The organism is Streptomyces sp. bgisy130, from assembly GCF_057708345.1.
This window is the reverse complement of sequence record NZ_JBYISA010000005.1, coordinates 50,294-63,220: the sequence shown is the minus strand read 5'-3', so window position 1 is coordinate 63,220 and position 12,927 is coordinate 50,294. Positions and strand designations below refer to the sequence as shown.

Here is a 12,927-nt window from a genome sequence, read left to right as displayed (position 1 = left end):
CGGGAGTAGGCGGTACGGGGCGGGGCCGGGGCGCCCCGCCCTTCTCCGCGCGGCGCGCGCCCCGCCCTTCGCCGTTCGGCGCTCGCCCCGCCGCGGTCGGGCGCTACGCCAGCCCCAGCGCGAACGCCCCGAATCCGGCGGCCAGGAGGGCGGCGGCGGCCCGGCGGGCCCGGGTGACACCGGTCCAGGGCGCCTCGAAGCGGCGGGTGCTGCGGCCGATGAGCAGCAGCGCGGCGGCGAACACCGGCAGCCAGGCCAGCCGTGCCAGCAGCCAGCCGAGGCCGTCGGGTGCCGCCGTCAGTCCGGGGAGCTGCCCCAGGAAGGACGCCGGTACGGCCAGCGAGAGCATCGCCGTCTGGTGCCAGCACAGGATCGTCAGCGCGGAGAGGTTGACGAGCGCCACCGGGGCCCACAGGGCGGGCCGGCGCAGCAGCCGGGCGAGCCGGTCCCGGAGCAGCACCGCCGCGCCGGACTGTGTCGCGGCCAGCGCCAGGACCAGCAGCGACGGTGGGTGGGAGTTCGTCCGGTGCTGCCCGGGGACGCCGACCATGCTCGTCGGGTAGTGGAAGAACAGCAGCAGCGCGGCGAACACCGCGGCGCCGCCGAGCAGCAGCGACCAGGCGGCGCGGCGGCCGAGCCGCCGCTCGCCCCAGGAGACGCCGAGCTGATAGGCGAACATCCAGCCGGGCAGGAGGTTGAGCAGGCTCAGCCACGGCGGCACGGCCTCGGCGTACGGCCCGTAGCGCAGGAAGTCCACGACGGCCACGGACGCCGCCAAGGGGGCCGCGGCCCAGGCACCCATCCACCGGGCGGCGCGCACACAGCACGGCGTCAGCGCGGTGATCACCGCGTACACGCCGACGAACCACAGCGGCTGGATCACCAGCGTCGCCCCGGTGCGCAGGGTCGCCTCCGGTACGCCCAGTCCGTACAGGAGGGGCAGCAGCATCGCCCATACGGCCGTCACCCCGAGGACCGGACGGCCCAGCCGCACCAGCCGGCCGCCCAGCCAGCGTCGGGTGGACTCGCCCCGCCCGGTGGCGCGCCGCAGGGACAGCACCGAGGCATGCCCGCCGACCAGGAAGAAGATGCCCAGCATCTGGAGGACCCAACTGGCCGGTGCGAGCCCGCCGACGGCGGTCAGCAGGCTGGCGTTGTGCAGCGCGCCCCCGCCGTCCAGGGTGAAGCCGCCGATCAGCCAGTGGCCGACGGGGACGGCGAGCAGTGCCAGCGCCCGCAGACCGTCGAGCGCACGGTCGCGGTCCGCGGGCGTACGGTCCGCCACGGCCACCGCGGACGCGCCCCCGAAGAGCGGGCGTCTGCAGCGCCGGGCAGTGGTGCGCAGCCAGGACATGGTGGGGTCTCCCTCTCCCGTGGGTGGGACGGAGGGAAACGTAGGAAGAGGGGAGTTGACGTGGCGTCACACCGTGGAGCCGACTCCCGTGGGCTACGCAGGTAGGGGGTCCCGGCCGCGCTCGTCCTCACGGAGGAGAGACGCACGGGAGGGCGGGCGCTACCGCTCCCCGGGCGAGACCAGCCCCGACTCATACGCGAAGATCACGGCCTGTGCGCGGTCCCGGAGGTCCAACTTGGCGAGCACCCGGCTGACATGGGTCTTCACGGTCTGCTCGGCGACGATCAGCGCATCGGCGATCTCCAGGTTCGACAGCCCGCGGGCGATCAGCTCCAGGACCTCTGTCTCGCGCGGCGTCAGCCCGTTCAGCCGCAGCGCGGGCCGGCCCTTCCGGGCCACCGGCCCCGAGCGGGCGAAATCGGCGATCAGCCGCCGGGTCACGGACGGCGCGAGCAGCGCCTCCCCGGCCGCCACCACCCGGACCGCGGAGATCAGATCGGCCGGCGGCGCGTCCTTGAGGAGAAAGCCGGAAGCCCCCGCGCGCAGCGCCTCGTAGACATAGTCGTCGACGTCGAACGTGGTCAGCATCAGCACCTTCGGACGGTGGGTGACACCGGCGGGCGGCGCGAGCAGCTGACGGGCCGCCTCCAGCCCGTCCATCTCCGGCATCCGCACATCCATCAGCACCACATCGGGGTGCGTCCGGCGGCTCAGGGCCACGCCCTGCACCCCGTCCGGGGCGTCACCCACCACATCGATGTCGCTCTGCGCGGCGAGCAGCGCGGCGAAACCCGCGCGCACCATGGCCTGGTCGTCGACGATGATCACGCGCGTGGTCATACGGAGTGGGCATCCTTTGTTGTGGAGAGGGGAGCCGCCTGGGAAGGCGGTGGGGCGAGGGGGAGCCGCGCGGCGACCCGGAAGCCGCCGTCGGGCAGCGGCCCGGTGTCGAGCGAACCGTCCACCAGCCGGACCCGCTCACGCATACCGATGAGGCCATGGCCGGTGCCGGTGGTCTCCAGGGGCGCGGAGGGGGCGGACGGCGCGGAGTTGACGATCAGCACGGTCAGCTGTGCGCCGTCCGCGGCCACGGTCACCGACACCCGGGTCGGCGCCCCCGGGGCATGCCGCACCACATTGGCCAGCGCCTCCTGCACGATGCGGTACGCCGACAGATCCACCGCCGGTTCGAGCGCCACCGGCTCCTCCGGCAGCGTCAACTCGACCGGCACGCCCGCCCGTACGGTCCCCTCGACCAGCTTCGGCAGCATGCCGATCCCGGGCTGCGGGGTCTTCTCCGGGCCGCCCTGCTGCTCCGCCTCCTCGCTGCGCAGCACGCCGAGCAGCCGGCGCATCTCCGCCAGCGACTCCCGGGCGGTCGCCGCGATCGCCCCGAACTCCTCCTCGGCCTCCCCGGGCATCCCGCTGATCCGGTACGGCGCGCTGGCCGCCTGGACGGTGATCACCGACATGTGGTGGGCGACGACATCGTGCAGTTCACGGGCGATCCGGGCGCGCTCCTCCAGCAGCGTCCGACGGGCCCGCTCGGCCTCGCTGATGGTCTCCTGCTCGATCAACTTGCGCTGGGCGTCGCCGCGTTCGCGCAGGGTGGCGCCCATCATCAGCACCACACCGGTGAGGACGAACATCAGCACCCAGGTGTTGTTGCTGCCGTCGGGGGTGAACACCTGGGAGAGCAGGCCCGCCACACCGGTCGTCAGCCAGACGGCGGTCAGGGTGCGCCGGCGCTCGCGCAGGGACAGCGCCAGCATCAGGGCGAGATAGCCGACGATCTCCATGGGTGGCCAGGGCCAGGCGCGGCCCGCGACACCGTCGGCGCCGATGAGCGCCAGGGCACCGGCGACATCCGCCGCGAAGATCACCCACCAGGCCTGGAGCGGCCGGGTCACCGCGAGCAGCAGCGGCACGGTCTGCGCGGTGGCGAGCGCACCGACCAGCCCGCCGTCCAGACCGTAGTCGTGGCCGAGGACGTTGATGCTGGTCGGCAGCAGGGACACCGCGAACCCGAACGCGACCACATAGGGCAGGCTGCGCAGCCAGCGACTCCGGACGCTGCCCAGCAGCGGGGTGCCGGGCTCGGTCGGGGTGCCGAGCTCCACGGCCAGGACACGCAGCGCCTGCCGTGCGGCGCGCAGCGCCCGTTGCCGGGCCGGCTCACGCCCGGTTCGCGGAGCCGGCCCATGGCCGGGAAGGGAAGCTCGCACACTCATCGCGTCCTCTATCTAAGCGGTGCGCGACGGCAAGGGCGTCATACCAGGGGCCGGACTTCCGCCCCGTACCACGGTATGAGTCCCTGCCTGGTCAACGGCCCGCGCTCGCACACTGGTCGAGACGAAGCGCGGCTCTAGAGCTCCGCCAGCAGTTCGGCCTTCTTCGTGCTGAACTCGTCGTCGGTCAGCAGACCGGCGCCGTGCAGCTCGCCGAGGTGCCGTATCCGGTCCGCGATGTCCGCGGGATCGCGGCGCGTCTCCCCGGTCCGGTGGCGTACCGGCGCGCCGTCGGGGGTCTCCTGCACCGGTTCGGCGGCGCGTACGGCCTGGAGCACCGAGGCGGCGAACGGCAGCGACTCGTGCACCGGGCCGTACCCCAGCCCGAACACCACGGCGGCCGGATCCTGGTCCGCCTCGCCCGTCTCCGGCTCGCGGGTCCCGCGCTCCAGCAGCCGCAGATAGCCGTTGAGGATCTCCGGCGACCGCCATTCGACCCCGGCCAACTCGCCGACGGGGAAGGTCTGGTCGCCGCACTTCCACTTGGCCGAGGACGCACCCGTCCAGAACCATCGGAAGGCGACCGCGTGCCCGTCGAAGGACGCCTTGCCGTCATACGCCTTGAAGTGCAGGGGGGGCTCCGGCGCGGCCACCAGATGGCGGTCGGCGGGCTCCTTCGCATCGGGGCCGAGCACCGTGCGCAGCTCGTCGGCGTAGTACTCGGCCAGCGTCTCGCGGTCGGCCGGCAGCACCAGCCGATAGGGATCGGCGTCCTCCTTGAGCTGCCCGTTCGCCGCTTCCATCAGGGGGTCGGCGCCGTGCCGGGGCAGGGCGTGCAGCACCACCGTGCCACGTCTGCCCTCGGTCACCTCCACGGAACTCAGCGCCTCGTACGGAATGCGTCGCTCACCGAGCGCCTGGAACAGCTTCGGCCTGCGGATCCCCCGTTCGAAGCGGATGAGTACGGAGTCCGTGTCGAACTCCCAGACGGCATGAAAACCGGCCAGCACATCACCCATGCGGCTCATCGTATGCGGGCGATTGCCCACTCGTCCCCCTTCCTGACGCGTCGGGGGGCGCCGGCGAAGCGGCGCGTATCACTCCGGTCACCCGCGCCGTCTCCCGCCCCGTGGACGCCGCGGCCGCCCGGCGCGGTTCCCGCGGGCACGGCCCGTCCCCGGGCGCCGGGCCGTGCCCGCGGTCCCCGTACGGTGTCTGCGCGGTCCTCAGACCAGCTTGGTGCGGCACTGCGGGTCGTCGGACGCACAATCGACGGTGTTCGTCGCGCCGACCCCGACCAGCGCGAAGTTACGCAGGCTGCGGGTGCCCGGCGCGAAGTACCCGGCGTGTCCGACGGCGCCGTCGGCCGACAGGATCCGGGAGCCGAAGGACGGGTCGACCGGGTCGGCGCCGTGGCCGAGCCCGCCGACCTCCAGGTTCGGGATGTCCTGGATCCAGTCGTCGGCGTCCCGCATTGCCCAGACCCGGGCCTGGGTGCCCAGCCTGGCGCGGTTCTCGGCCCGCATACCGGGGCTGCCGGCCACCGCGATGTCCCCGACGTTGGACGGCAGGTCCCGGGCCGCGACCCCGCACACCACGGAGCCGTAGCTGTGGCAGAAGAGCGAGACGGCGTCGGACGAGGGCAGCGAGTTCACCAGGGCGCGCAGCCGGATCGCACCGTCCGCGGCGAGCTTCCCGGTGGCGGCCTCGACGCCCACACCGGACGGCGAGGTGAAGTCGGCCCAGGCGATCACGGCCGTACGGGCGCTCGGCCGGGCCTCCCGCTCGGCGCCGTAGAGGGCGCGCCCCATACCGACCGGGGCGGTGGTCGCCCGCGCGGTGCGCTCGAAGGTCGACAGATTGGTGTCCACGCCGGGCACCACTACGGACACCCGGTCCGCCGCCGGGAGATTGCCGAAGACCTCGGCGGCCCGGCCCCCGCCGGCCGGATCGAAGGCCAGGATCTGCCGGCCGGGACTCATCATCGAGGCGAGACGGTGCATCAGCCGGCCCGCCTCCTGGCGGCCGACGGGGGTGAGCCGCTGGTCGTTCATCCGGCGCTTCTCGACGCGCCGGGCGTCGTCGATCGCCGTCCGGTTGGCGCGGTAGCGCAGCTTCACGGGTGCGCCGCCCATATTGCCCACGACCAGCGGATAACGGTCGGAGAGCTGCTGCTTCTCGGCCCGGCTGAGGGTGGCGAAGAAGGCCCGGAGCGCGGCCGGCGGACCCTGGGGGTCGGGCAGCGGGCGTCCGAGGAAGGTGGCGTGCTGCCAGGAGGTTCTCGCGGTGGCCAGCGGGTTGGCGTCCTCCGTGGTGCCTCTGACTGCCGTCCAGCCCGTTATGGCGAGCATGACGAAGACCACCGCCAGAGCGAGGGCGGCACGCCAGGCCGTGGACTGAAGGAAACCGGAGGAGGGGCCGAGGCCCGAGAAGGAATTCACCGCGAGCCACCCTAGGAGACGCGAGAGGGCGCTCGCTGTGACCGTGAGTGATATCACGTTTCACGGTGGGTATTTCGACCAAAACGGACACGATCCACCGATTTCCGGTGCTCAGCCGTGCAGAGGTGGTCTCAAGGGTTGCCCGTCATGATCGCTTAGCGAAGGGTATTCGTCACGGAGAGTGGCGGAAATCGCCATCGGTGGAGCCATGGGTTCCGCCCGGCCCAGCGTGCCTTCCCCGCCCGGCCCGGCGGACGCCGGCCCGATCGCCGGTGCGCTCAGCGCGCCCGCCAGTCGTCCTCCATCGCCGGCCCGATGTGGTCCAGATACGACTTGGTCAGCTCGCGGATCGATGCCACGCTGCACTCCTGACCCTCGCCCCACACCTGGCCCGCCACCCGCATCACCCCGCCGAACGCGGCGACCAGCACCCGCGGCCGCGGATCGGTGTCCACATCCAGTCCCTCGCGCCGGGCGATCAACCGTGCTATCTGCTCCTCCATTTCGGAGGAGCGCCGCAGATGCACGGCAACCAGGGCGGGCGTCGACTCGATCATCCGGAACGCGCGCATGTGCAGCTCCACCGGGATCACCGACTCGATGGCGCCGCCGATGTCGTCCCAGGCCACCATCACGGCGCTGCGCAGGGCGGCCAGCGGTGCCTCCGTCGCGGGCCGCGCGGCCAGCTCTTCGAGGAAGCGCGCCTCGACCATCTCCTGGACGGCGAAGGCGACCTCCTCCTTGTTTGCGAAGTAGCGGAAGTAGGTCCGCTGGGAGACGTCCACCGCCTCCGCGATCTCGTCGATCGTCGTCGTCTCGTACCCCTGCTCCGTGAACAGTTCGAGCGCCGCGCGGATCAGGGCGTCGCGGGTGCGCTGCTTTTTGCGTGCCCGCAGGCCCGCGGGTGCCGAATGCGGCGTCGGGGTCGCCATCCTGAGCCGCCCTTCCGTGGAGTTCTCGCTGCTCAGGTTACCTGTGAGCGAGATGACAGTTACCGACTCATGAAATGCTTTGTCAAATGTCAGCGGCTGTCATTAGCCTCGTCCTATGAGTTCTCAGACCCCGGTCGCCGACGTGGCACCGGACCTCTCCGTACCGGATCCGCCGAAGGGGCTGCGCGGTCATCCGTGGCTGACCCTCTTCTCGGTCGCCATCGGCGTCATGATGGTCGCCCTGGACGGCACGATCGTCGCCATCGCCAACCCGGCCATCAAGCAGGACCTCGGCGCCTCGCTCGCCGACGTGCAGTGGATCACCAACGGCTACATGCTCGCGCTGGCCATCGCGCTCATCACCGCGGGCAAGCTGGGTGACCGCTTCGGCCACCGCCAGACCTTCCTCATCGGCATCCTCGGCTTCGCCGCCGCCTCCGCCGCCATCGGGTTCTCCGGCGAGGTCGCGCTGGTCGTCACCTTCCGGGTGCTCCAGGGCCTGTTCGGCGCGCTGCTGATGCCCGCCGCGCTGGGGCTGCTGCGTGCCACCTTCCCGGCCGAGAAGCTCAACATGGCGATCGGTATCTGGGGCATGGTCATCGGCGCCTCCACCGCCGGCGGCCCGATAGTCGGCGGACTGCTGGTCGAGCACGTCAACTGGCAGTCCGTGTTCTTCATCAACGTCCCGGTTGGTGTGCTGGCACTCGTCCTCGGCCTGGTGATCCTCAAGGACCACCGCGCGGAGAACGCCCCCCGCTCGTTCGACATCCCGGGCATCGTGCTGCTCTCCGGCGCGATGTTCTGCCTCATCTGGCCGCTGATCAAGGCGGGGGAGTGGCACTGGGACAGCATGAAGACCTGGGGCTTCCTGATCGCCTCCGTGGTCCTCTTCGCCCTGTTCGCCCTCCTGGAGAGCAAGGTCCGCGAACCGCTCATCCCGCTGCGGATGTTCCGCTCCCTGCCGCTGACCGCCGGCACCGTTCTGATGGTGCTGATGGCCTTCGCCTTCATGGGCGGCCTGTTCTTCGTGACGTTCTACCTCCAGAACGTGCACGGCATGACGCCCGTCGACAGCGGTCTGCACCTGCTGCCGCTCACCGGCATGATGATCGTCGGCTCGCCGCTGGCCGGCGCGCTGATCACCAAGTTCGGCCCGCGCATCCCGCTGGTCGGCGGCATGGTCCTCACCGCCGTCGCCATGTACGGCATGTCCGGCCTCGACACCGGTACGGGCACCGGCCTGATGTCCCTCTGGTTCGCGCTGCTCGGCCTGGGCCTCGCGCCCGTCATGGTCGGCGCCACCGAGGTCATCGTCGGCAACGCCCCGCTGGAGCTCTCCGGCGTCGCCGGCGGTCTCCAGCAGGCCGCCATGCAGGTCGGCGGCAGCCTCGGTACGGCCGTGCTCGGCGCGGTGATGGCCTCCCGCGTCGACAGCGACCTCCCGGACAACTGGCGGTCGGCCGGCCTCCCGCCGGTCCCGCCCGCGCAGTCGTCCCAGCTCTCCGACGCCGTCTCGGCCGGTATCGCGCCGATCCCGAAGGGCACCCCGCCGGAGTTCGCCCAGAAGATCACCTCCGTTGCCCACGACACCTTTGTGTCCGGCATGGGCCAGGCCTTCACGGTCGCCTGCGGTGTGGCGGTCGTCGCGGCGGTCGTCGCCTTCTTCACCAAGCGCGGCGCAAACGCCGAGGCGGGCGCCGGCGTCGGCCACATCTGACCGGTGCCCCGGTGGTACGGCGCCCGCACCGTGGGGCGACGTACCACCGGGAGCCTGCCCGCCGCGATCGGCGCGCGGTATGTACGAGGTGTCCTCGGCGGCCGCGCGCTGTCGCATGTGGGGAGGGGGCGTGGCCTGGCAGGCGTGGCCCACCGCCCGTCCCGTCCCCGCGCCACCGCGTCACCGCGCCCGCCCGTCAACCCACCGCCCCGGACCCCGGTCGAGCCCCATCTGCCCTATCCCAGGCGGCAGTTGACCTCCCCCGGCGGGCCGAATCCCTCATCCGGATGAGCCGGTCCGGGAACCCCGCCGTTCCACTACGGCGCGCGGCGCGCCATCCGCGGCCACCGCACCCCGGCAGACACCGGCAGGAACGGTTCCGCGGCCCACTCACGCCGCCCCGCCGCACGTCAATCTCGCGCACCGGTCGCCCCGCCCCGGCGCGGTGGGCTGTCCACATACCTGATCCGGGTGGTAGCGCCGCCACGGGCTTGGCATCCGCACCCCGCCCTCGCGAAGCTCGATGACGAACCCGCCGCGGGCAACCGGCCCGCCGCGGGGCCTGAGCGTCGTACTCCACGGGGGAGATTTCCATGCGCCTGCACACGTTCCGGACCACCGCGCTGCTCACCGGCCTGCTGGCCGCCCTGACCGCGGCACTCGCCGCGCCACCCACCCTCGGCAGCCCGGCCGCCCACGCGGCCACCGGCCGTCCGGCCGCCGCGTCCGGCGCCTGCGACGCGGGCCAGCTCTGCCTCTGGCCGAAGGCCGGCTTCCACGGCGGCCGGCGGACCTACGAGCTGTCCGGCATCGATATCGAGAGCTGCGTCCCGCAGCCCAAGGGGAGCGCCGCCGCCGCCTTCGCCAACCGCACCGGCCGGCCGGTCACCACCTACCAGAGCGGGGAGTGCGCCGAGACCGCCGAGTTCGACACCTATCCGGGCGGCGGCAGCTGGGTGCCCCGGTCCCCGTACCGGGTAAGGGCGTTCAAGGTATGGGAGCGCTGACCCGGCCGCCCGTGGGCCCGCCGCCCGCCCGTACACCCCCTCGCACAGCACCGCGCCCCCCGACCGGCGGCGGACGCTGGTCGGGGGGCGCGGCGGAAGCGGTGCGGCGGGAGGCCGCGGAGAGGTCAGGCGTCGCCGCCGGCCTCACCCGCGTCGGCGGCCGCGACGTCCAGGAGCTGGTAGCGGTCGATCGCCTGCTTCAGCAGCGACCGGTCGACCTTGCCCTCCTTGGCGAGCTCGGTGAGCACGCCCAGGACGATGGACTGCGCGTCGATGTGGAAGAAGCGACGGGCCGCACCACGGGTGTCCGCGAAGCCGAAGCCATCGGCACCCAGCGACTGGTACGTGCCGGGAACCCAGCGCGCGATCTGGTCCGGAACCGCACGCATCCAGTCCGAGACCGCGACCTTCGGGCCCTCAGTCCCCTGGAGCTTCTGCGTCACGTACGGGACGCGCTGCTCCTCCTCCGGGTGCAGAAGGTTGTACTCCTCGATCTCCACCGCGTCGCGGCGCAGCTCGTTCCAGGACGTCGCCGACCAGACATCGGCCTTGACGTTCCACTCGTCCGCGAGGATCTGCTGGGCCTCGATCGCCCACGGCACCGCCACACCCGAGGCGAGGATCTGGGCGGTGTGCTCGCCCTTCTCACCGGGCTTGACGCGGTGCAGACCCTTGAGGATGCCCTCGGCGTCGACATCGGCCGGCTCCGCGGGGTGCAGGATCGGCTCGTTGTAGACGGTCAGGTAGTAGAAGATGTCCTCGGAGTTCTCGCCGTACATCCGGCGCAGACCATCCTTGACGATGTGCGCGATCTCGTAGCCGTAGGCCGGGTCGTAGGCGACACAGGCCGGGTTGGTCGAGGCCAGCAGCTGGGAGTGACCGTCCGCGTGCTGGAGACCCTCACCGGTCAGCGTCGTACGGCCGGCGGTGGCGCCGAGCACGAAGCCGCGGGAGAGCTGGTCGGCCATCTGCCAGAACTGGTCACCGGTGCGCTGGAACCCGAACATCGAGTAGAAGACATAGACCGGGATCAGCGGCTCGCCGTGCGTCGCATAGGCGGAGCCCGCCGCGATCAGCGACGCCGTGCAGCCCGCCTCGGTGATGCCGTCGTGCAGCATCTGGCCGGTCGGCGACTCCTTGTAGGCCAGGAGCAGTTCGCGGTCGACCGACTCGTACTGCTGGCCCAGCGGATTGTAGATCTTGGCCGACGGGAAGAACGCGTCCATACCGAAGGTGCGGTACTCGTCGGGCGCGATCGGCACGAAGCGCTTGCCGATCTCCTTGTCCCGCATCAGGTCCTTCAGGACCCGGACGAACGCCATGGTCGTGGCGATCTTCTGCTGCCCCGAGCCCTTCTTGGCGCCCGCGTAGGCCTTGTCGTCCGGCAGCTTCAGCGGCTCGGCGCGCACGACGCGGGTGGGCACATAGCCGCCCAGGCCCTTGCGGCGGTCGTGCATGTACTGGATCTCTTCGGAGTCGCGGCCCGGGTGGTAGTACGGCGGCAGGCCGTCCTCCAGGTCCTTGTCCGGGATCGGCAGGTGCAGCCGGTCACGGAAGCCCTTGAGGTCCTCGACCGTCAGCTTCTTCATCTGGTGGGTCGCGTTGCGGCCCTCGAAGTTCGGACCGAGCGTCCAGCCCTTGACGGTCTGCGCGAGGATCACCGTCGGCTGGCCCTTGTGGGCCTTGGCCGCCGCGTACGCCGCGTAGATCTTCTTGTGGTCGTGACCGCCACGGCCCAGGTGCAGGATCTGGTCGTCGGTCATGTTCTCGACCATCGCGCGCAGCCGCTGGTCGTCACCGAAGAAGTGCTCGCGGATGTACGCACCGGTCTCGGTGGCGTACGTCTGGAACTGGCCGTCGGGGGTGGTGTTGAGCTTGTTGACCAGGATGCCGTCGCGGTCCTGCGCGAGCAGCGGGTCCCAGCTGCGGTCCCACACCAGCTTGATGACGTTCCAGCCCGCGCCGCGGAACTGCGACTCCAGCTCCTGCATGATCTTGCCGTTGCCGCGGACCGGGCCGTCGAGGCGCTGGAGGTTGCAGTTGACGACGAAGGTCAGGTTGTCCAGGCCCTCGCGGGCGGCGATGGACAGCTGGCCGAGCGACTCGGGCTCGTCCATCTCGCCGTCACCGAGGTACGCCCAGACGTGCGACTTGGAGGTGTCGGCGATCCCGCGCGCCTCCATGTAGCGGTTCATCCGCGCCTGGTAGATCGCGCCGAGCGGGCCGAGGCCCATGGAGACGGTCGGGAACTCCCAGAAGTCCGGCATCAGCCGCGGGTGCGGGTAGCTGGACAGCCCGTCCGGAGCCTTGGACTTCTCCTGCCGGAAGGCGTCCAGCTGGCCCTCGGACAGTCGGTCCAGGAGGTACGCGCGGGCATAGACACCGGGCGAGGCATGGCCCTGGAAGAAGATCTGGTCGCCGCCGTCGCCCTGGTCCTTGCCCCGGAAGAAGTGGTTGAAGCCCACGTCGTAGAGGGAGGCGGAGGAGGCGAAGGTGGCGATGTGGCCGCCGACGCCGATGCCCGGACGCTGGGCGCGCGAGACCATCACGGCGGCGTTCCACCGGGTCGCGTTCAGGACCTTGCGCTCGATCTCCTCGTTGCCCGGGAAGAACGGCTCGTCCTTGGTCGCGATGGTGTTGACGTAGTCCGTGCTGCGCATCTCGGGCACGGCCACACGCTTCTCGCGGGCGCGCTCGATCAGGCGGAGCATGAGGTAGCGGGCACGTTCCCGGCCTCGCTCGTCGACGGCCGCGTCGAGCGAGTCGAGCCATTCCTGGGTTTCTTCGGGATCGAAGTCCGGGACCTGGCTGGGAAGGCCGCCAATGATGATCGGGTTTCGATCGGATCCGGAAGCCACGCTGTTCCTTCGTGTTCGGTTCGTGTCGTGCCCGGCAGGATTTTGATGCTGCGCACGGACGAATGCTGTCTCTGCCTTGGTGTCGCGCCGTCTTCCATCGTGTACCGAGCCACACGGATACGTCACCTCTACTGATGGGTAACCCATCCGTAGAGAGATGGCGCTGAAAAGGCCGATTTCTTTGGTCGGCCAAATCGCAACCATACGCCCATGTCGAAAGTGCTTCGCGTACGGACGTGCGGACCCCGAAATCAGGTCCGCGGGCCGCGGCCGCCCCCCGAAGGGACCAGTCCGGCGCGAGTACCCGATAAACCCTGGAGAACGCTGTGGCGTGAATCACTTCGGCCTGTCCCACTGGGGTCGTGGTTGCGGTGAGACGCCTCCAAACGT

General features: G+C 71.2%; 9 protein-coding genes. 2 read left to right on the top strand and 7 right to left on the bottom strand.

The features are described from left to right. Positions 1-103: 103 nt before the first annotated feature. The 6 genes from AC3EUV_RS09195 to AC3EUV_RS09170 form a co-directional block, all read right to left on the bottom strand. A complete protein-coding gene (locus AC3EUV_RS09195; protein WP_435602614.1) occupies positions 104-1,354 on the bottom strand; it encodes an acyltransferase family protein in 1,251 nt (416 codons plus the stop codon). A gap of 159 nt (positions 1,355-1,513) precedes the next feature. Next, entirely contained in the window at positions 1,514-2,194 is a 681-nt protein-coding gene (locus AC3EUV_RS09190; protein WP_042154348.1) for a response regulator, read from the bottom strand. Continuing rightward, the gene (locus tag AC3EUV_RS09185; RefSeq protein WP_435602613.1) at positions 2,191-3,585 is read right to left on the bottom strand and encodes a sensor histidine kinase; all 1,395 of its coding nucleotides are present in this window, start codon (positions 3,583-3,585) and stop codon (positions 2,191-2,193) included. The genes AC3EUV_RS09190 and AC3EUV_RS09185 overlap by 4 nt, the downstream gene beginning before the upstream one ends. 134 nt (positions 3,586-3,719) lie before the next feature. Then, complete coding sequence (locus AC3EUV_RS09180) at positions 3,720-4,601, bottom strand: DUF4429 domain-containing protein (RefSeq protein ID WP_432141731.1); 882 nt, start codon at positions 4,599-4,601, stop codon at positions 3,720-3,722. A gap of 207 nt (positions 4,602-4,808) precedes the next feature. Continuing rightward, positions 4,809-6,023, bottom strand: a complete 1,215-nt coding sequence (locus AC3EUV_RS09175; RefSeq protein WP_432141732.1) for an alpha/beta hydrolase — start codon at positions 6,021-6,023, stop codon at positions 4,809-4,811. A gap of 278 nt (positions 6,024-6,301) precedes the next feature. Then, complete coding sequence (locus AC3EUV_RS09170) at positions 6,302-6,955, bottom strand: TetR/AcrR family transcriptional regulator (RefSeq protein WP_432141733.1); 654 nt, start codon at positions 6,953-6,955, stop codon at positions 6,302-6,304. A gap of 115 nt (positions 6,956-7,070) precedes the next feature. On the opposite strand from AC3EUV_RS09170, the gene AC3EUV_RS09165 reads away from it, so the two are divergent. Both AC3EUV_RS09165 and AC3EUV_RS09160 read left to right on the top strand, forming a co-directional pair. Further along, complete coding sequence (locus AC3EUV_RS09165; RefSeq protein ID WP_432141734.1) at positions 7,071-8,672, top strand: MFS transporter; 1,602 nt, start codon at positions 7,071-7,073, stop codon at positions 8,670-8,672. A 593-nt stretch (positions 8,673-9,265) separates the two neighbouring features. Continuing rightward, positions 9,266-9,679 (top strand): peptidase inhibitor family I36 protein, encoded by a 414-nt coding sequence (locus tag AC3EUV_RS09160; RefSeq protein ID WP_435602612.1) that lies wholly within the window; start codon positions 9,266-9,268, stop codon positions 9,677-9,679. A gap of 125 nt (positions 9,680-9,804) precedes the next feature. Here AC3EUV_RS09160 and aceE read toward each other — a convergent pair whose 3' ends face one another. Then, the gene (aceE, locus tag AC3EUV_RS09155) at positions 9,805-12,537 is read right to left on the bottom strand and encodes a pyruvate dehydrogenase (acetyl-transferring), homodimeric type (protein WP_432141736.1); all 2,733 of its coding nucleotides are present in this window, start codon (positions 12,535-12,537) and stop codon (positions 9,805-9,807) included. Positions 12,538-12,927 lie beyond the last annotated feature (390 nt).